Source organism: Streptomyces sp. MK37H, assembly GCF_018035285.1.
GTDB lineage: Bacteria > Actinomycetota > Actinomycetes > Streptomycetales > Streptomycetaceae > Streptomyces > Streptomyces endocoffeicus.
In genome coordinates, this window is record NZ_JAAAYH010000118.1 from 1 (window position 1) to 21,709 (window position 21,709).

Below are 21,709 nucleotides of genomic sequence, written 5' to 3' on the forward strand. Positions count from 1 at the left end.
ATACGTCAGGGACTCCTGGCCGCACACCACCGCCACACTCCCGGCGGACTCCCGCGCCCGCGCCTCGAACAGCTCGGTGAGGGTGGTGTCCGGGCGCGCGGCCGGGGTGGCGTCCCCCGGCGGCAGCAACCGGGTCCGCTCCTCGGGCAGGAGGAGGTCCACGGTGCCCAGGGCGCGGTCCGGGCCCGCGGCCGCGAGGGACTCCATCAGCTGGACGAACCGGCGCTGGTGGAGTGCGAGAGCGTCCTCGCCGTAGAGCTCGGGGTTGCCCTCGAAGTCGATGCGCAGCCCCTTCCCCTCGCCCAGGTCGTGGACCACGACCGACAGGTCGTCCACCGGGCCGAGGTTGAGGGTGTGCGGGGTCGCGGGCAGCTCGCCGAAGGTCAGCCCGTGGCCGAACATCATGATGTTGATCTGCGGTCCGACCAGGCGCTGGTCGCCGCCGAGCAGGCCGAGGTCGCGGCGCAGGTCCTCGTAGCGGTAGCGCTGGTGCCGCAGCACCCGCCGCATCGCCCCGGCGACCTGGGTGAGCAGGGCGTCGAAGGTGGACTCGGGCCGTACCGACAGCCGCAGCGGCAGAACGTTGGAGACCATGCCCGGGGTGGCCCGTGCGACCTTGCCGAGCCGGCCGGTCACGGGCAGTCCGACGACGATGTCATCGCCCCCGCCGAGGCTCTGCAGATAGGCGGCGAGGACGGCCGTCACCACGGGCGGCCAGGGGACCCCGGCCCGGTCCCCGGCCTCCCGCAGCGCGCGGGTGGACTCCGGGGAGAGCCAGGTGGTGCCGCGCAGCAGGCGGGTGGGCATGGTGGGGTCCGCGGCCGTCAGGCTGGGCGGCTTGGGGCGGTCGGCGAGCAGGGTGTTCCAGTGCGCCTTGTCCTTGGCGAAGTCCTCCGAGGCGCGGTAGCGCTCGTCGGCGGCCACCAGCTCCGCCAGCGGGGCGAACTCGCTCTCGGGCACCGGGGTTCCGGCCGCCAGGGCGGTGTAGATCTCGGCGGCCCGCCGGGTGACCAGGGCCCCGCTGAAGCCGTCCAGCACGATGTGGTGGCAGCGCAGGTACCACAGGAAGCGGTCGGGGGCGGTCTCGAGGACGGCGAAGCGGACCAGCTCGTCGTCGAGGAGGTTCAGCGGGCGCCGGAAGTCGGCGCGCATCCATGCCTCGGCCGCGGCCTGGGGGTCGTCCTCATGGCTGACGTCGAGGTACTGGACCGTGCCCGTGCCGTCCGGGTCGACCACCTGCCATACGCCCTCGGCGTCCTCGACGAAGCGGGTGCGCAGCGCGTCGGTCTCCCGGACGACCCGGCGCAGCGCCTCCTCCAGGAGGTCGGGGTCGAGTAGTCCCTGGATCTCCAGGTACTGGGCACCGTTGTAGATCGGGTTGTCGGGGTCCAGCCGCTGGGCGTACCACATTCCCGACTGGGCGGCGGTCAGGGGGAGCCGGGTGGTCCGGGCGTCAGGCATGTCTCGTTCATCCTCGGTCGCGGTGAGGCTCGCATATCGGGTGGCGCGCTCTCGCGCGGCGGTGCCAGGAGGCGGGCCCCGGCCCGGGGACGGCCGCACGGATCAGGTGCGGCCGTCCCCCGGGCCCGGCGTGGTGGGGCGGTGGGGTCAGGCGGCGTTCATCGCCTCGACCAGGCTCTTGGGCCGCATGTCGGTCCAGTTCTGGTTGATGTGCGCAAGGCACGCGTCGCGGGTGTCCTCGCCGTGGACGACCGTCCAGCCGGCCGGGACCTCGGCGAACGCCGGCCAGAGGGAGTACTGCTGCTCCTCGTTGACCAGGACGAAGAAGCGGCCCTCGGCGTTCTCGAACGGGTTGCTCATGTCGTGTCTCTCCTTGTTTCGGTTCCCGAAGGGTTTCGGTGCTCCGGGAGGCTCCCGGAGCGGAAGGGCCGGGTTCAGTCGCCGGTGCGGAGCCGCTCCCGGAGGATCGGCCCGATGACCCGCATGGCCACCGGCTGGGTCATCTCGCCGTGGACGCACTCGATGTTGTGGACCTCGACCCGGCCGTCCACGTACCGGTCCCAGGTGTGCGGGTGCAGCCCGAGCTCCTCGCTGGAGCGGGCGGCGCGGAAGAAGACCATGTCGCCGGTGAACCGGTCGGGGGTGAACGCCTCGCTCACCACGGCGAAGTTCCGGTAGATCCGGAACATGTTCTCCGACTGGGCCGCGCTGAGCGTGGCGAAGGGCGAGCCCTCCTCGCGGATGGCCGCCATCACCTCGTCGCGGTCGAGGGGGCCGTCGTGGCCGAGGTCGATGCCCGCGACCTCCAGCAGGTCCAGAAGGAACTGCTGCTGGCTCCACGGCTCGGCGTTGACCGGCGCCGCGTCCATCGGATAGCCGTCCAGGCTCATCAGCAGGGCGACCTCCTCGCCGGACGCCTGGAGCCGGGTGGCGATGCCCTGGGCGATGGGCGCGCCGAGGGACCAGCCGAGCAGGTGGTAGGGGCCGTGCGGCTGGATCTCCCGGATCATTCCGAGGTAGTCCTCGATGGCCTCCTCGATGGACCCGGGCAGTTCGGTGAGGTCCCGGAGCCCCCTGGCCTGGAAGGCGTAGATGGGCCGGTCGCGGTCCACCTCGGGGATGAGCCGGGTGTAGGGCCAGCCGACGCCCGTGCCGGGGTGGACGCAGAACAGCGGGGGCAGGGAGCCCTGCGGCCGGATGGGCAGCAGGACGTCCAGGTCGTCGCCGGGGTCCAGCTCGTACAGCCGCTCGGCCAGGCCCGCGACGGTCGGGGTGTTGAGGACGGTCCGGATCGTGAGGTCCACGCCGAAGGCGAGCCGCACCTGGTTGGCCAGCCGCACCATGAGCAGCGAATGGCCGCCCAGCTCGAAGAAGTTGTCGTCGATCCCGACCCGGGGCAGCCCCAGGACGTCCGCGAACACACCGCACAGGATCTGCTCGCGCACATTGCGCGGGGCGCGGCCCTCGGCGGCGGCGGGTGCCTCCGGGGCGGGCAGCGCCTTGCGGTCCAGCTTGCCGTTTGGGGTCAGCGGCAGCTCGGGCAGCGTCACGAAGGCGGACGGCACCATGTATTCGGGCACCTCGGCCGCCAGGTGGTCGCGCAGAGCCGCCGGGTCCGGCGCGCCACCGGCCGCCGGGGCGACGACGTACGCCACCAGGCGCCGGTCGCCGGGCTGGTCCTCGCGGACGACGACCGCGGTGTGCGCCACCTCGGCGTGGCGGGCCAGCACCGCCTCGATCTCGCCCAGTTCGATCCGGAAGCCGCGCAGCTTCACCTGGTCGTCGGCGCGGCCGAGGAAGTCCAGCGCGCCGTCGGGCCGCCAGCGGGCGACGTCCCCGGTGCGGTACATCCGGCCGCCGTCGGCGGAGAAGGGGTCGGCGACGAACCGTTCGGCCGACAGGCCGGGGCGGCCCAGATAGCCCCGGGCGAGCTGGACGCCCGCCAGGTACAGATCGCCGGGCACCCCGGGCGGCACCGGGCGCAGCGCGTCGTCGAGGACGTACAGCCGGGTGTTCCACACCGGCCGGCCGATGGGCACCGGGCCCGGCGCGGCCGCGCGCTCGCACTCCCAGGAGGTGACGTCCACCGATGCCTCGGTCGGGCCGTACAGGTTGTGCAGTTCGGCGTCCATGGTGCGCAGGAACTCGTCCTGGAGCTCGCGGGGCAGCGCCTCGCCGCTGCACAGGACGCGCCGCAGTCCGGTGCACCGGGCGGCGCCCGGCTCCTGGAGGAACACCTGGAGCATCGAGGGCACGAAGTGGACGGTGGTGATGCCCTCCGCCCGGATCAGCTCGGCCAGATAGGCGGGGTCCTTGTGGCCCTCGGGCCGGGCGACGACCAGCGCCGCGCCTTCCAGCAGCGGCCAGAAGAACTCCCAGACGGAGACGTCGAAGCCCGCCGGCGTCTTCTGCAGCACCCGGTCCTCGGGGCCCAGGCCGTAGCGCGCCTGCATCCAGGCGAGCCGGTTGACGATGCCCTCGTGCGGCACCATCACGCCCTTGGGGCGGCCGGTGGAGCCGGAGGTGTAGATGACGTACGCGGGCGAGGCGGGGTGCAGCGGTGCGCGCCGCTCGCCGTCGGACACATCGCCCTCCGGGAGCCCGGCGAGGGTGTCCAGGGTGCCGGGCGCGTCCAGCGTCAGGACCGGCACGGACTCCCCGACGGGCAGTCCGGCGGCCGTCTCCGTGGTCGTCAGCAGCAGCGCCGGGGCCGCGTCCTCCAGCATGAAGCGGATGCGGTCGGCCGGGTAGCCGGGGTCCACCGGCACATAGGCCGCGCCGGTCTTGACCACCGCGAGCAGCGCCACGACCAGCTCCAGCGAGCGCGGTACGGCGATGCCGACGTGCCCCTCGGGGCCCACTCCGCGCTCGATGAGCAGCCGGGCGAGGCGGTTGGCCCGCGCGTTGAGCTCCGCGTAGCCGAGGGTGGTGCCCTCGAAGACCAGCGCCGGCCGGTCGGGGGTGCGGGCCGCCCGCTCCTCGAACAGCGCGGGCAGGGTGGTGGCGGGCACCTGGTGGGCGGTGTCGTTCCAGCCCCGCAGGATCCGCTCGCGCTCCTCGGCGGTCAGCACGTCGACGTCGGCGATGGAGGTGTCGGGGGCGGCGGCCATCGTCCGCAGCACCCGGACCAGCCGCTCGGCGAGCGCCTCGGCGGTGCCGTGGTCGAAGAGGTCCGTGCTGTAGCGCAGCACGCCGTCGATGCCGTCGGTGCCGCCGTCGGCGAGCAGCTCCTCGCTGAGCTCCAGGCTCAGGTCGAACTTGCTGATGTCCACCGCCACCGGCTGCGGCGTGGCGTTCAGGCCGGGCAGCACCACGTCCGTGTCCGCGGTGTTCTGCAGGGTGAGCAGCACCTGGAACAGCGGGTGGCGGGCCTGGGACCGCTCCGGGTTGAGGACCTCCACCAGCCGCTCGAACGGGACGTCCTGGTGGGCGAACGCGCTCAGGTCCCGCTCCCGGACCCGCTGGATCAGCTCCTTGAAGGTCGGCGCCCCCGAGGTGTCGGTGCGCAGCACGAGCGTGTTGACGAAGAAGCCGATGAGGTCGTCCAGCGCCTCGTCGGTGCGGCCCGCGACCGGGGTGCCGATGGGGATGTCGGTGCCGCCGCCGAGCCGGTCGAGCAGGGTGGCGAGGCCGGTCTGGAGGACCATGAACAGCGTGGCCCGGCCCGCCCGCGCCAGCTGGGCGAGCGAGGCGTGCAGTTCGGGGTCGATCCGGAAGACCACCGCGCCGCCGCGGCCCGAGGCGACGGGGGGCCGGGGCCGGTCCGCGGGCAGGGCCAGCTCCTCGGGGAGCCGGTCCAGACTCTCCTTCCAGTAGGCGAGCTGGCGGGCGATCGGGCTGTCCGGATCGGCCTCCTCGCCCAGCACCTCGCGCTGCCAGAGGGTGAAGTCCGCGTAGTGCACCGGGAGTTCGCGCCAGTCGGGGGCATCGCCGCGCAGCCGCGCCACATAGGCCGTGGACAGGTCGCGGGCGAGCGGGCCCATGGACCAGCCGTCCGAGGCGATGTGGTGGATGGTCACCAGCAGCACGTGGTCGGTCTCGCCCAGGGTGAACAGACGGGCCCGTACGGGGATCGCCGCGGCCAGGTCGAAGTGGGCCGTGACCTCGGCGTTGAGGGCGTCGGGCAGCTCCTCCTCGCGCACCTCGGAGTGGACGAGGGAGATCTCGGCCGAGTCCAGGACGACCTGCCGGGGCACCCCGTCGGTCTCCCGGAACACCGTCCGCAGGCTCTCGTGCCGGGCGACGACGTCGCGCAGGGCGGCCTCGAGGGCGTCCCGGTCCACCTCGCCGGCGAGCCGCATCGCGGTGGGGATGTTGTAGGCGCCGCGGTCGTCGCCGAGGCGGTCGAGGAACCACAGCCGCCGCTGGGCGAAGGACAGCGGGAGCTCCGCGGGCCGCGGCTGCGCGGTCAGCGGGGTACGGGCCGTTCCGGCTCCGGCCAGCAGGCCCGCGAGCCGGGCCGGGGTGGCGGCCTCGAACAGGGAGCGGATGGCCAGCTCCACGCCCAGCGCCGAGCGCACCCGGGACACCAGCCGGGTGGCGAGCAGCGAATGCCCGCCCAGGTCGAAGAAGTTGTCGTCCACGCCGACCCGCTCCACGCCGAGGACCTCGGCGAACAGCCCGCACAGGATCTCCTCCTGCGGGGAGCGCGGCGGGCGGGCCGACGCTCCGGCCACCTCCGGAGCGGGCAGGGCCTTGCGGTCCAGCTTCCCGTTGGCGGTCATGGGCAGTTCGGGCAGGGTGACGAAAGCCGACGGCACCATGTACTCGGGCAGGGTGGCCGCGAGCCGGGTGCGCAGCGCGGCGACGTCGGGGCGGCCCCCGGGGTCGGCGACCACATAGCCGACCAGGCGCCGGTCGCCCTCCTGGTCCTCCCGGACGACCGCGGCCGCGTGGCCCACGCCGGGGTGCGCGGCCATGACCGACTCGATCTCGCCGAGCTCGATGCGGAAGCCGCGCAGCTTGACCTGGTCGTCGGTGCGGCCGAGGCACTCCAGGAGGCCGTCGGGGGTCCACCGGGCGCGGTCCCCGGTGCGGTACATCCGGCTGCCCGCGGGCCCGTACGGGTCGGCCACGAAGCGCTCCGCCGTGAGGCCCGGCCGGTTCAGATAGCCCCGGGCCACACCCTCTCCGGCGAGATACAGCTCGCCGTCGGTGCCGGGGGCGACCGGCCGCAGCCAGCGGTCCAGGACCAGCGCCCGGTAGTTGTGCAGGGGGCGGCCGATGGGCGGCGCCGACTCCACGGGAGCGTCGGTGTCCCACGCCGTGGCGTAGACGGTGGCCTCGGTGGGGCCGTACACATTGGACAGCCGCCCCGCCGACAGGGTCTTCTGGATGTCCACGGCGGCCTGGGTGCCCAGCCGCTCACCGCACAGCAGCACCGTGTCGGCGGTGAGCCGTACGTCCCCCTGGCCGACCAGCTGGGCCAGCGCCGAGGGCACGGCGCTGACCACGGTGCCGGGCAGCTGCGCGGTGGGCCGTTCGGCCAGCGCCAGGAGGTCGTCCAGGACCTCCAGGGTGCCGCCCGACATCAGCGTCCCGAACATCTCGAAGACGGAGACGTCGAAGCTGAGCGAGGTGGTGAACAGCAGCCGGGTCAGCCGCTCGGGGCCCAGGGCGGTGCGCGCCCAGGCCGCGAGGTTGACCACCGCGCGGTGCGGCACGGCGACACCCTTGGGGCGGCCGGTGGAGCCCGAGGTGTAGATGACGTACGCGGGCGAGGCGGGGTGCAGCGGTGCGCGCCGCTCGCCGTCGGCCGGGTCGGTCGCCGGGGCGCTCTCCAGGGCCCGCTCGACCTCGGGGTCGTCGAGGACGACCACCCGGTGGCCGGTGGCGGGCAGGGCCGCGTCGACTCCGGACTCGGTGAGCACCAGCGCCGGGGCGGCGTCCTGGACGATGTACGCGATCCGGTCGGCCGGGTACTTGGGGTCGATGGGCAGATACCCGGCGCCTGACTTGAGCACCGCGAGGACGGCCACCAGGGTGCGGTCGTTGCGCGGCAGCGACAGCGCCACCAGCTTCTCCGGGCCCGCGCCCAGCGAGATCAGGTGGTGGGCGAGCCGGTTGGCCCGCTCATTGAGCTCGGCGTAGCCGAGGGCGGTGTCGCCGTGCACCACCGCGAGGTGGTCCGGGGTGCGCGCCACCTGCTCCTGGAACATCCCGGGCAGGGTCGTGGCGGGCATCTCGCGCGCGGTGTCGTTCCAGTCCAGCAGCACCTGGCGGCGGACGGCGGGGTCGAGCGCGTCCACCCGCCCGACGAGCTGCCCGGGATCGGCCACCACCGCCTCGAAGAACCGGGTGAGCCGGTCGACCAGGGAGGCGACCGTCGCGCGGTCGAACACATCGGGGCGGTAGCCCACCTTGAGCAGCATCGTGGGCCCGGGGGCCATGGCGAGGCTCAGCGGGTAGTGGGTGGCGTCGCGGCCGGAGCCGCCGGTGACCCGGGCGCCGGCGAGGGAGGACTCCACCGTCCCGGAGTCCACCCGGTAGTTCTCGAAGAGGACGAGGGTGTCGAAGAGGGTGCCGACACCGGCCAGGCCCTGGATCCGGGTGAGTCCGAGGTGCTGGTGGTCCATCAGCTCGGTGTGCTGGTCCTGGAGCCGCCCCAGCAGCTGCGCCAGCGTCTCGGCCGGGTCCAGCCGCACCCGCACCGGCAGGGTGTTGATGAACAGCCCCACCATCGTCTCCACCCCCGGGATCTCCGGGGGCCGGCCGGACACGGTGGTGCCGAACACCACGTCGTCACGGCCGGTCAGCGACGCCAGCAGCAGGCCCCACGCGCCCTGCACCACCGTGTTGAGCGTCCAGCCCCGCGACCGCGCCAGCGCCGTCAGGCCCTCGGTCAGCTCGGCGGACAGCGACGCGCTCAGCTCCTCGGGGACCACCTCGGCGTGGCCGGTGGCGCGCGGCGCGAGCAGGGTCGGCTCGGCCAGGCCCGCCAGCGCGGTGCGCCAGGCCGCCTCGGCGGCCTCGGTGTCCTGGCCGGCCAGCCAGGCGAGGTAGTCGCGGTACGGGGTGACCGGCGGCAGGCCCGAGGCGTCCCCGCCCCGGGCGTACAGCTCGAAGAACTCGCCCGCCACGATCGGCGAGGACCAGCCGTCCATGAGGATGTGGTGCTTGGTCAGCACCAGCCGGTGGTCCCGCGGGCCCATCCTGACCAGGGTGAACCGCATGAGCGGCGGCCTGGCCATGTCGAACCGGCGGGTGCGGTCCTCGTCCACGACGCGGCGCGCCGCGTCCTCGCGCCGCTCCTGGTCCGCGATGGTGCTCAGGTCGTGCTCCTGCCAGGGCAGGGGCACCTCGCGCCGGATGACCTGCACCGGGCGCTCCCCGCCCTTGTGCCGGAACCCGGCGCGCAGCACGGCGTGCCGCTTCAGCAGGGCCCGTCCGGCGGCCTTGAGGGCCTCGGTGTCGATGTCGCCCTCGAGGTGGAACACGCTCTGCACGGTGTAGGGGTCGATGCCCTCGGTGTCGTACAGGGCGTGGAACAGCAGTCCCTCCTGCAATGGCCCCAGGGGCAGTACGTCCTCGATCCGGGATTGCTTCACCGGGTGATCCCCCACTCCTCGTCGAGCTCGTCGTCGTCCAACTCGTCCTCGAGTTCGTCGATCTCCTGCTGGCTCAGCGACACCAGCGGCAGGTCCGAGGGTGTGTGGCCGCCGGAGGCGCCGCCCTCGACATGGGTGACCAGGGCCTGGAGCACCTGCGCCCAGACCTCGCTGAGCTCCTTGACCTCGGGCTCGCGGAACAGCGCTCCGGGGAAGGCCCAGGCGACCCGCAGGCGGGGGCCGTCGGCGTGGTCCTCGGTGACCGCGTTGAGGGACAGGGCGTACATCATCGGGGCGTCCTGGTCGGAGAACCCGGGGGCCTTCTCCGGCGCCGCGGCCCAGTCGGCGTACTCCGCGCGGCCCGCCATGTCGAACCGGCCGAGGTAGTTGAAGCCGATCTGGCGGGGCAGGAAGCCGGCCAGGACGGGCTTGGTGTCCAGGTTGAGGTGGCGCAGCAGCCCGAAGCCGAGGCCGTTGTCGGGGATGGAGCGCAGCTGCTCCTTCACGCGCTTGAGCGCGTCCCCGAGGGCCGGCCCGCCCGCCAGGACCTCCCGCCAGTCGAGCGGGCCTGGGTCCAGGCGCACCGGGTGGATGCTGGAGAACCAGCCGACCGTCCGGGACAGGTCCACACCGTCGGTGAACTCCTCGCGGCCGTGGCCCTCCAGGTCCACGAGGACGGCCGGGTGGTCCTCACCGCCGCGCGAGCGCCGCCAGTGGGCGACCGCCAGGGCGAGCGCGGTGAGCAGCACGTCGTTGACGCCCGCGTTGAACGCCGCCGGGACCTTGGTGAGCACGGGCCCGGTCAGCTCCGGCGGCAGGATCTGCCACAGCCCGCCCATGGTGTGGTTCATGTCCTGCGACGGGTCGAGCGGCCGGTCGCTGAGCAGCGGGTCCGGCACGTCCAGGGTGCTGGACCACAGCTGAACCTCCTTGACCCGCCCGGGGGCGTACGCGGAGGCCACCAGGTGTTCGGCCCAGCGCCGATACGAGGTGCCGACCGGCTGGAGTTCGGCCGGGCGTCCCTCCTTGGCCGCCTGCCAGGCCGCCTCCAGGTCGGTCTCCAGGATGCGCCAGGAGACGCCGTCCACCACCAGGTGGTGGATGATCACCAGGAGCCGGCCGGAGGCCTTCGGGCCCGCGTCGAACCAGACCGCCTGGAGCATCCGCCCCTGCTCGGGGGAGAGCCGCGCCCACGCGGTCTCGGCCTCCCTCTCGATGGCGGCCTGGAGGGCCTCCGTGCCCAGCCCCGCGACGTCGACCCGGGTAAGGGACTCGGCCGCGCGCACGGTGCCGCGCGTCGGCACCTCCAGCGACCACTCGCCGCCGCCCTCGGGGCGGGTCAGCCGCATCCGCAGGGCGTCGTGGTGGTCGAGCACGGTCTGCACCGTGGTCTCCAGCAGCTCCTCGCCGAGGTCGGCCGGGACCTGCAGCAGCACCGACTGGGCGTACTTCCCGATCGGGCCGCCGCGGTCGCGCAGCCGGTGGATGATCGGGGTGAGCGGCACCGAGCCGACCCCGGTGTCGGTCCCCTTGCCCACACGCTTGCCGACGGTGCCCGCGTGGGCCGCCAGGGCCTCGACCGTCTTGTGCTGGAAGACGGCCCGCGGGGTGAGCGAGAGCCCGGCCTTGCGGGCCCGGCTGACGAGCTGGATGGAGATGATGCTGTCGCCGCCGAGGTCGAAGAAGCTGTCGTGCACACCGACCTCGGACAGGTCGAGCAGATCCGCGAAGATCTCGCAGAGGATCTCCTCCTGCGGGGTGCGCGGCCCCTGCTTGGTGACCGTGGCGGCGAAGTCCGGCGCGGGCAGCGCCGCGCGGTCCAGCTTGCCGTGCGCGGTCAGCGGCAGCGCGTCCAGCAGGACGACCGCGGCGGGCACCATGTAGTCCGGCACCGCGTCCGCGACCCGGGTCCGGAGCGCCGCCGGGTCGGGGCGGGCGCCCGCGGCGGGCACGGCGTAGCCGACCAGGCGCCGCTCGCCCGGCTGGTCCTCGCGGACGACGACCACGGCGCGCTCCACTTCCGGGTGGCCCGCGAGCACCGTCTCGATCTCGCCGAGCTCGATGCGGAAGCCGCGCACCTTGACCTGGTCGTCGGCGCGGCCGACGTACTCCAGATTGCCGTCGGTGCGGCGGCGGGCGAGGTCGCCGGTGCGGTACATCCGGGCGCCCGGCGCGCCGTACGGGTCGGCGACGAAGCGCTCGGCCGTCAGCGCGGCACGGTTGAGGTAGCCGCGGGCCAGGGCGGTGCCCGCGATGTACAGCTCGCCGGTCACTCCGGGCGGGGCGAGCCGCAGCCCTTCGTCCAGGACGTAGAGGCGCGCGTTGCCCTGCGGGAGGCCGATCGGCACGGGTCCTGACGGGACCTCGGCACCGGGCTCGATACGGAACTCCGCGACGTTGACGGTCCCTTCGGTGGGCCCGTACACGTTCAGCACGGTGGCCCCGGGGTGGCGGGCCCGCCAGTCCTGGAGCGCCTCGCCGAAGAGGGCCTCGCCGCCGAGCAGCAGCTCGTTGTCGGGCGAGAACGTGTCGGGGAGGGCCGCGAGCAGCGGCAGATGGCTGGGGGTGGCCTTCAGGAAGGTCACCGGGCGATCGGCCAGGGCCCGCTCGGCGGCGGGGGCCTCCTCCAGCGCGGCGAGGTGCACCGCGCCGCCGACGACGAGCGGGGTGTAGAGCGCGGTCACCGTCAGGTCGAAGGAGACCGGCGAGTGCAGCAGCGCGGCGCCGGCCGCGCTCGGGTAGGAGCGGCCCGTCCAGTCCAGGTAGTCGGACAGGGAGCGGTGGGTGACGACGACGCCCTTGGGACGGCCGGTGGAGCCGGAGGTGTAGATGACATACGCCGGGTGATCCACCGACAGCGGCGCCAGCCGCTCACCGTCGCCCAGATCCGTCCCGGCCAAGGCCTCGACCCGCGCCCGGGTCTCCTCCGCGTCCAAAACCACCCGCGTCAGACCGTCGGTCTCGGGCAGCCCCGCAGCCGTCGCACTGTCCGTCAGCAGCAGCGCCGGACCCGCGTCGCCCAGCATGTAGGAGATCCGTTCGGCCGGATAGTCCGGATCCACCGGCAGATACGCACCACCGGCCTTCACCACCGCCAGCAACGCCACCACCTGCGACGCCGAACGCGGCAACGCCAGCGCGACAATCCGCTCCGGACCCACGCCCAAGCCCACCAGCAACCGCGCCAGCCGGTTCGCCCGCGTGTTCAACACCCGGTACGACAAGCACTCCTCGCCCTCGATCAGCGCCACCGCATCCGGCGTACGCCCGACCTGGGCCTCGATCAGCGCCGGGAGCGACCGCACCGGCACATCCAGCACCGGACCGTTCCACTCCGTCAGCAGCCGCGAACGCTCCCGCTCGGAGAGGATCTCCACCCGGCCCAGCCGCACCTCCGGATCCGCGACCACCGCCTCCAGCAACCGCACAAACCGCGCCACCATCGCCTCGATCGTCTCCCGGTCGAACAGATCCACGCTGTAGCGGATCTCGCCGTGGACGCCCTCGGCGGCACCGTCGGCGCCATGGCGCTCGGTCAGGTCGACGCTGAGGTCGAACTTGCTGACGGCCACGTCGACGGGCTGCGGCTCGACCGTGATCCCGTCGAGCGCCAGCTGCGGCTCGGGGTTGTTCTGGAGGTTGAGCATCACCTGGAACAGCGGATGGCGGGCGGCCGAACGCTGCGGGTTGATCGCCTCGACCAGCCGCTCGAACGGGACGTCCTGATGCGCGAAAGCGGACAGGTCCGACTCCCGCACCCGGTCCACCAGTTCACGGAACGAGGGGTCGCCCGAGACGTCGGTGCGCAGCACCAGGCTGTTCACGAAGAAGCCGACCAGGTCGTCCAGCGCCTCGTCGGTGCGGCCCGCGACGGCCGTGCCGAGGGCGATGTCCTGCCCGGCGCCCAGCCGCGACAGCAGCCCGGCCAGCGCCGCCTGCACCACCATGAACACACTCGCCCGCGACTCCCGCGCCAATCGCACCAAACCCCGGTGCACCTGCGGCGAGACCCCGAACTCCACCACATCGCCACGACCACTCAGCACCGCCGGACGCGCACGGTCCACCGGCAGCGCCAACTCCTCCGGCAACCCCGCCAGCCGCTCCCGCCAGAACCCCACCTGACGGTCGAACACACTCCCCCCGGTGCCCTCCGCGCCCAGCACCTCACGCTGCCACAGCGCGAAATCCGCGTACTGCACCGGCAGTTCCGGCCACACGGGCGCACGGCCCTCGCGCCGAGCGGTGTACGCGGCGGACAGATCGCGGGCGAGCGGGCTGAGCGACCAGCCGTCCGAGGCGATGTGGTGCATGGTGAGCAGCAGCACATGCTCGCTCTCGGACTGCTCGGTCAGGGAGAACAGATCCGCGCGCAGCAGGACATCGTCCGCGAGGTCAAAGGGGAGCGCCACCGCCGCGCTCAGCGCCTCGCCCAGCCCCTCCCGCGACACCTCGGCCTCGGTGAACGGCACCTCCACCGAGGACCGCACCACCTGCCGCGGCACCCCGTCCACCTCCACGAACACCGTCCGCAGACTCTCGTGCCGCGCCACCACATCAGCCAACGCCGCCCGCAGCGCACCCCGGTCCAGCTCGCCGGACAGGCGCGTGGCGTAGGGGATGTGGTAGGCCGAGGAGCCTTCCTCGATGCGGTTGATCACCCACTGGCCGTGCTGGGCGTGCGACAGCGGCAGCACCTCGGGGCGCACATACGGGCGCACCCCCGGACGCGCGTCGCCCGCGTGGGCGAGCTCGGTCTCCAGCCGGGCCGCGGTGGGCGCCTCGAAGAGCGCGCCCACGGCCAGTTCCACGCCCAGCGCGGAGCGGATCCGCGCCACCAGGCGCGTGGCCAGCAGCGAGTGACCGCCCAGCGCGAAGAAGTCGTCGTCGGGGCCCACCCGGTCCACGCCCAGCACCTCGGCGAACAGACCGCACAGGATCTCCTCGCGCGGTGTGCGCGGCGCGCGACCGCTTCCGCCGGTGACGGCGTCGGGGGCGGGCAGGGCCTTGCGGTCCAGCTTGCCGTTGGCGGACACCGGCAGCCGGTCCAGGGACACGAACGCCGACGGCACCATGTACTCGGGCACCGCCGCGGCCAGGTGGGCGCGCAGGTCCGCGGTGTCGGGGGCGTCCGCCGGGTCCGCGGCGACCACGTAGGCCACCAGCCGCTGGTCACCGGGCCGGTCCTCGCGGACCACGACGGCCGCGGCGGCGATCCGCGGATGGCCGGTCAGGGCGGCCTCGATCTCGCCGAGCTCGATGCGGAAGCCACGCAGCTTCACCTGGTCGTCGGCGCGGCCGAGGAACTCCAGGACCCCCTCGTCCGTCCAGCGGGCCACATCGCCGGTGCGGTACATCCGGCTGCCCGCCGGGCCGTACGGGTCGGCGACGAAGCGCTCGGCGGTCAGGTCGGGCCGGTCGAGGTAGCCCCGGGCGAGCTGCGCGCCGGCGAGGTAGAGGTCGCCCGCGACACCGGGGGCGACCGGGCGCAGCATGGCGTCCAGGACCAGGGTCCGGGTGTTCCAGACCGGGCGGCCGATGGGCACCGGGCCGGGCGCGTGTCCGGCCTCGCACTGCCAGTAGGTGACGTCGACGGACGCCTCGGTGGGGCCGTACAGGTTGTGCAGTTCCGCCGCCGTCAGGACGGAGAAGAACCGCTCGCGGAGCGGGTCGGGAAGCGCCTCGCCGCTGCAGATGACGCGGCGCAGCCCGGTGCACCGCGCGGCGGCCGGCTCCTGGAGGAACTCCTGGAGCATCGACGGGACGAAGTGGAGCGTGGTGACGCCCTGATCGCGCACCAGGTCCGCGAGGTACGCCGGGTCCTTGTGGCCGCCGGGGCGGGCGACGACGAGCGTGGCGCCCTCGGTGAGGGTCCAGAAGAACTCCCACACCGACACGTCGAACCCGGCGGGGGTCTTCTGGAGCACCCGGTCGTCCGCGGCCAGCCCGTACTGCCCCTGCATCCAGGCGAGTCGGTTGACGATGCCCCGGTGCGGCACGACGACGCCCTTGGGGCGGCCGGTGGAGCCCGAAGTGTAGATGACGTAGGCGGGGTGGTCCGGGGTCAGCGGCGCGGTGCGCTCCGCGTCCGCGACGTCGGTGTCCGCGTGGCCCGCCAGGGCCTCGGCCTGCTCCGGCGCGTCCAGCACCAGGACGGGCGCGGCCGTGGTGGGCAGGCCCCCGGCGGTGGCCGCCGTGGTGAGCACCAGGGCGGGCCGGGCCTGGGAGAGGACGTAGGAGGTGCGGTCCTGGGGGTGGTCGGGGTCCACCGGGAGGTAGGCGGCGCCGGTCTTGGTGACCGCGAGCAGGGCGACGATCAGCTCCACCGAGCGCGGCACGGCCAGGGCCACGGTCCGCTCGGGGCCGACGCCCTGGGCGATGAGGTGGCGGGCGAGCCGGTTGGCCCGGGCGTTGAGGTCGGCGTAGGAGACCTCGGTGGACTCGAAGATCACGGCGGGGTGGTCCTGGACGGCCGCCGCGCGGGCCTCGAAGAGCCGCGGGAGGGTGTCGGGCCGCACCTCGTGCGCGGTGTCGTTCCACCGGACCAGTACGCGTCCACGCTCGTCGGCCGCGAGGGCGTCGACGGCGGACACCCGCTGGTCGGGGTCGGCGGCGACGGCCGCGAGGACGCGGGTGAGCCGCGCCGCGGCGGTCTCGGCCGTGGCGCGGTCGACCAGCTCGGGGCGGTGGCCGACGCGCAGCCGGATGCGCTCGCCCGGGTAGGCGATGAGGCTCAGCGGGTAGTGGGTGGCCTCGGCGCCGGAGAAGCCGGAGACCCGCACGCCGTCCACGGTCCGGTCCAGGCCGGACGGGTCGAAGGGGTAGTTCTCGAAGACGGCGAGGGTGTCGAAGAGCGCGCCGGTGCCGGTCTCCCGCTGGATCTGGGTGAGGCCGAGGTGCTGGTGGTCCATCAGCTCGGTGTGCTGGTCCTGGAGCCGTCCGAGGAGCTGCGCCAGCGTCTCGGCCGGGTCCAGCCGCACCCGCACCGGCAGGGTGTTGATGAACAGCCCGACCATGGCCTCGACGCCCGGGAGCTCCGGGGGGCGGCCCGAGACGGTGGTGCCGAAGACCACGTCGTCACGGCCGGTCAGCGAGGCCAGCAGCAGACCCCACGCGCCCTGCACCACCGTGTTGAGCGTCCAGCCCCGCGACCGCGCCAGCGCGGTCAGCCTCTCCGTCAGCTCGGCGGGCAGCTCCAGGCTGAACTCCTCGGGCATCCGGTCCACCCGCTGGCCGGCGCCCGGCACGAGCAGGGTCGGCTCGGTGACGCCGTCGAGAGCGGTGCGCCACGCCTTGGCCGCGGCGTCCCGGTCCTGGCCGGACAGCCAGGCGAGGTAGTCACGGTACGGGGTGACCTTGGGCCGGCCGCTCTCGTCGCCCCGCCGCGCGTACAGCTCGAAGAGGTCGTCGACCAGCAGCGGGAAGGACCAGCCGTCCAGCAGGATGTGGTGCAGGGTGACCAGCAGGCGGTACCGGTCGTCGGCGAGCCGGGCGAGGGTGAAGCGGATCAGCGGCGGTGCCGCGAGGTCGAAGCGGCGTGTGCGGTCCCGCTCGACCAGCTCGTCCAGCGCCGTCTGCCGGGCCTCGTCCGAGCCGCCCCGCAGATCCGCCTCGTGCCAGGGCAGTTCCGCCTCGTGCGGGATGACCTGCACGGGGCGGCTGAGCTTCTCGTGCCGGAACCCGGCCCGCAGATTGGGGTGGCGGCGCAGCAGGGCGGCACCGGCGGCGCGCAGCCCCGCCGGGTCGACCTCGCCCTCGAGGTCGAAGCCCAGCTGCACGGTGTAGGCGTCCACCGACCGCTCGTCGTAGAGGGCGAGGAAGAGCATGCCCTCCTGCAGGGGCGACAGGGGCAGAACGTCGGCAAGTCCCGGCTTGGTCACGAATTCCTCCACTCGGATTCCAAAAGGTCGATCTCCGCCTGCGACAACGACACCAACGGAAGGTCCGAGGGGGTCCAGCCACCGCTCACGGACCGGTCGGACCGGTCCGACAGCGCGTCCAGTGCCGTGAACCAGCCCTCGGCGAGGTCCCGCACCTCGGGCTCGGACAGCACGCCGTCCGGCCACGACCAGGTGGCGGCCAGCCGGGGCCCGTCCACGCCGTCTTGTGTCAGCACATTGATTTCCAGGCAGTGTGCGAGCGGCAGGCCGGGGTCGGCCCCGGCGCCCAGCACGTCCGTCAGGGGGTCGGCGGTCCACTCCGTGCCCGCTCCTCCGGTGTCGGAGGGGGCCGCGAAGCGTCCCAGGTAGTTGAACGAGATCTGCGGTACGGGGCGCGTCGCCAGGGCCCGCGCGGTGTGCGGGTTGAGGTGGCGCAGCAGTCCGTAGCCCAGTCCGTTGTCCGGCAGCGCGCGCAGCTGCTCCTTGACGCGCTTCAGGGCGGCCGTTCCGGGGGTCTGTCCGGGGTCCGGGCGGCCGGGGTCGAGCCGCACGGGGTAGAGGCTGGTGAACCAGCCGACCGTGCGGGAGAGGTCGATGTCCGGGGCGAACTCCTCGCGGCCGTGGCCCTCGAGGTCGATGAGGACGGCGGTGTTGTCACCGCCTTCGCGCCGACGGCGCCAGCCGGTGACCGCGAGGGCCAGTGCGGTCAGCATGACCTCGTTGACCGACGCGCTCAGGGCGGCGGGCACCTCGGTCAGCACCGCGGTGGTGCGCTCGGGGTCCATCGTCAGGGTGAGGGACCGGGCGGTGCCCACGGTGTCCCGGGCGGGGTCGAGGGGGCGTCGGCCGAGGGTGCGCTCGGGCGTGGCGGTCATCCGCTCCCACAGCTCGAGTTCGGCGGTGCGCCGGGGGCTCCGGGCCTCGTCGGCGAGGCGCTCGGCCCAGGTCCGGAACGAGGTGCCCACGGGCTCGAGGGTGGCCGGCCGACCCGTCGCCGCGGCCTGCCAGGCGGCGGTCAGGTCGGGCACCAGGATGCGCCACGAGACGCCGTCCACCACCAGGTGGTGCAGGACGAGCAGCAGCCGCCCGGGCCGGTCCGGTCCGGCGTCGAACCAGACCGACTCGACCATGCCGCCGGTCGCGGGGGCCAGGCGGTCCAGGGCGCGCCCCGACTCGGCGGTGACCCGCTCGGACAGGGCGTCACCGTCCAGCCCCGCCACCTCGACCCGGGTGACGCGGGGCGCGGCCGGGACGGCGCCGGGCTCGGGCACCTCCATGGCCCAACTGGCGTCGGGCGTCCGCCGTGTCAGCCGCATCCGGAGCACGTCATGGTGGTCCAGCACGGTCTGGAGGGCGTCCTGGAGGCGGGTGAGCCCCAGGTCCGCCGGGACCCGCAGCAGCATGGTCTGGCTGAAGCGGTCCACGGGGCCGCCCCGTTCGCGCTGCCAGGTGATGATCGGCGTCTCCCGGATCGGGCCGACGCCGCTGTCCCCGGCGGCGGGGCGGCTCGTCCCCTCGGCCTCGCGGGCGACGGCCGCGAGCGCCTCGACCGTGCGGTGCCGGAAGACATCGCGCGGGGTGATGACGAGCCCCGCCTTGCGGGCCCCGCTGACGAGCTGGATGGAGACGATGCTGTCGCCGCCGAGGTCGAAGAAGCTCTCCTCGACGCCCACCTCGGCCACCCCGAGTACCTCGGCGAACAGCCGGCGCAGAGTCTCCTCGCGCGCCGTGGCGGGGGCGCGCCCCGGGGCGGCGGCGGTGCGGTCGGGCTCGGGCAGGGCCTTCTGGTCCAGCTTGCCGTTGGGAGTCAACGGCAGGTGATCCAGTGCCACGACCGCGCTCGGCACCATGTACTCGGGCAGCGCGGCGGCCACGTGCTTGCGCAGGATCTGCTGGTCGGGCCGCGCTCCACCGGGCTCGGGCACGATGTAGCCGACGAGCCGGCGATGGCCGGGGCGGTCCTCGCGGACGACGACCACGGCGCGCTCCACGTCCGGATGGCCCGCGAGCACGGTCTCGATCTCGCCGAGCTCGATGCGGAAGCCGCGCAGCTTCACCTGGCCGTCGGCGCGGCCGACGTACTCCAACTGGCCGTCGGCGCCCCAGCGGACGAGGTCGCCGGTGCGGTACATCCTGGCCCCCGGCGGCCCGTACGGGTGGGCCACGAACCGCTCGGCGCTGAGCCCGGGGCGGCCGAGATAGCCGCGGGCGAGCCCGTCACCGGCGATGTACAGCTCGCCGACCACGCCCACGGGGACGAGCCGCAGCCGCTCGTCGAGGACGAGGGCGCTGGTGTTCCACACCGGGCGGCCGATCGGCGGGGCCCCGGCGCCGGGGGCGAGGGGGCCGCTGGTGGTGGCGGCGACGGTGGATTCCGTCGGCCCGTAGGCGTTGACCATGCGGCGCCCGGACGACCAGCGCTCCACCAGTTCGGCGGGGCATGCCTCGCCACCGACGATGAGGGTGCGGAAGTCGGTCAGGCCCGTGGGGGTCACCCCGGCGAGGGCGGCGGGCGGAATGAGGGCGTGGGTGATCCCCTGCCCGGCCAGGACGTCGGTGAGGGTCTCGCCGACGAGCGGCCCGGGCGGCGGGACGACCAGGGCCGCACCGTGCGGGAGGGCCATGCACACCTCAAGCACCGCCGCGTCGAAGCTCGGCGAGGCGAACTGCAGCACCCGGCTGTCGGGGGTGACGAAGAACCGCTCCGCCTCCGCCCCGGAGAAGGCGGCCAGGCCGTGGTGGGTGACGACGACGCCCTTGGGGCGGCCGGTGGAGCCGGAGGTGTAGATGACATACGCCGGGTGATCCACCGACAGCGGCGCCAGCCGCTCACCGTCGCCCAGATCCGTCCCGGCCAGGGCATCGACCCGCGCCAGAGTCTCCTCCGCGTCCAAAACCACCCGCGTCAGACCGTCGGTCCCGGGCAGCCCCGCGGCCGTGGCACTGTCCGTCAGCAGCAGCGCCGGACCCGCGTCGCCCAGCATGTACGAGATCCGCTCGGCCGGATAGTCCGGATCCACCGGCAAATACGCACCACCGGCCTTCACCACCGCCAGCAACGCCACCACCTGCGACGCCGAACGCGGCAACGCCAGCGCGACAATCCGCTCCGGACCCACGCCCATCCCCACCAGCAACCGCGCCAGCCGGTTCGCCCGCGCGTTCAACACCCGGTACGACAAGCACTCCTCGCCCTCGATCAGCGCCACCGCATCCGGCGTACGCCCGACCTGCGCCTCCACCAGCGCCGGAAGCGACCGCACCGGCACATCCAGCACCGGACCGTTCCACTCCGTCAGCAGCCGCGAACGCTCCCGCTCGGAGAGGATCTCCACCCGGCCCAGCCGCACCTCCGGATCCGCGACCACCGCCTCCAGCAACCGCACAAACCGCGCCACCATCGCCTCGACCGTCTCCCGGTCGAACAGATCCACGCTGTACTCGACGACACCCTCGATCCCGGCCGGTGTGTCCTGCGCCTCGTGGCGCTCGACGAGGTCAAACGTCAGGTCGAACTTGGCGGTGGACGTGCGCAGTTGGCGGATTCGCGCGTCGATACCCGGCAGGTCCAGCTCGGGGTCCGGGTTGTTCTGGAGGGCGAGCATCACCTGGAACAGCGGATGGCGGGCGGCCGAACGCTGCGGATTGACCACCTCGACCAGCCGCTCGAACGGCACGTCCTGATGCGCGAAGGCCGACAGGTCCGACTCCCGCACCCGGTCCAGCAGCTCACGGAACGACGGGTCGCCCGACACATCCGTGCGCAGCACCAACGTGTTCACGAAGAACCCGACCAGGTCGTCCAGCGCCACGTCATTGCGGCCCGCGACGGCCGTGCCCACCGCGATGTCCTGCCCGGCGCCCAGCCGCGACAGCAGCCCGGCCAGCGCCGCCCGCACCACCATGAACACACTCGCCCGCGACTCCCGCGCCAACCGCACCAACCCCCGGTGCACCTGCGGCGAGACCCCGAACTCCACCACGTCACCACGCCCGCTCAGCACCGCCGGACGCGCACGGTCCACCGGCAGCGCCAACTCCTCCGGCAACCCCGCCAGCCGCTCCCGCCAGAACCCCACCTGACGGTCGAACACACTCCCCTCGGCACCCTCCACGCCCAGCACCTCACGCTGCCACAGCGCGAAATCCGCGTACTGCACCGGCAGTTCCGGCCACTGCGGAGCCCCGCCGGCGAGGCGGGCGCGGTAGGCCGCGGTGAGGTCGGTCGAGAGCGGAATCAGCGACCAGCCGTCGGCCACGATGTGATGCATGGTCAGCAGCAGCACATGCTCGGCCTCGGACTGCTCGGTCAGGGAGAACAGATCCGCACGCAGCAGGACATCGTCGGCCAGGTCGAACGGCCGGGCCACCGCCGCGCTCAGCGCCTCGCCCAGCCCCTCCCGCGACACCTCGGCCTCGGTGAACGGCACCACCGCCGAGGACCGCACCACCTGCCGCGGCACCCCCTCGACCTCCACGAACACCGTCCGCAGACTCTCGTGCCGCACCACCACATCAGCCAACGCCGCCCGCAGCGCCACCCGGTCCAACGCACCGGAGAGGGTGATCTCGAAGGCCAGGTTGTAGGTGGCGCCACCGCCCTCGAGGCGGTCGAGGAACCACAGGCGCTGCTGGGCGTGGGACAGGGGCAGCACCGTGGGACGTTCATAGCGGTGCACGCCGTCCCGGGCCACGGCTGCCGAAGAGAGGGCTTCGGCCACCCCCGCGGGCGTGGCGGCCTCGAAGAGCTCGCCGACGGTCAGCTCGGCGCCCAGCTCCGAGCGGATCCGGGACACCAGGCGCGTGGCCAGGAGGGAGTGC

General features: G+C 73.7%; 5 protein-coding genes. All 5 read right to left on the reverse strand.

The features are described from left to right. On the reverse strand, positions 1 to 1,461 hold a 1,461-nt coding region (locus GWI24_RS18535; protein ID WP_247616560.1), incomplete at its 3' end, for a condensation domain-containing protein. Positions 1,462 to 1,608: 147 nt separating this feature from the next. Beyond that, a complete protein-coding gene (locus GWI24_RS18540) occupies positions 1,609 to 1,821 on the reverse strand; it encodes an MbtH family protein (protein ID WP_210947061.1) in 213 nt (70 codons plus the stop codon). Between the two features lie 74 nt (positions 1,822 to 1,895). Beyond that, the gene (locus GWI24_RS18545; RefSeq protein ID WP_210947062.1) at positions 1,896 to 9,008 is read right to left on the reverse strand and encodes a non-ribosomal peptide synthetase; all 7,113 of its coding nucleotides are present in this window, start codon (positions 9,006 to 9,008) and stop codon (positions 1,896 to 1,898) included. Then, positions 9,005 to 16,888, reverse strand: coding sequence for a non-ribosomal peptide synthetase (locus tag GWI24_RS18550; RefSeq protein ID WP_210947063.1), 7,884 nt, complete (start codon positions 16,886 to 16,888; stop codon positions 9,005 to 9,007). Before GWI24_RS18550 ends, GWI24_RS18545 begins: the two co-directional genes overlap by 4 nt. After that, positions 16,885 to 21,699 (reverse strand): amino acid adenylation domain-containing protein, encoded by a 4,815-nt coding sequence (locus tag GWI24_RS18555; RefSeq protein WP_374103314.1) that lies wholly within the window; start codon positions 21,697 to 21,699, stop codon positions 16,885 to 16,887. Before GWI24_RS18555 ends, GWI24_RS18550 begins: the two co-directional genes overlap by 4 nt. Positions 21,700 to 21,709 lie beyond the last annotated feature (10 nt).

What these genes read in the sequence shown, in the direction of transcription:
- GWI24_RS18540 (WP_210947061.1), bottom strand. Translation starts at nt 1,821, where the DNA reads ATGAGCAACCCGTTCGAGAACGCCGAGGGCCGCTTCTTCGTCCTGGTC.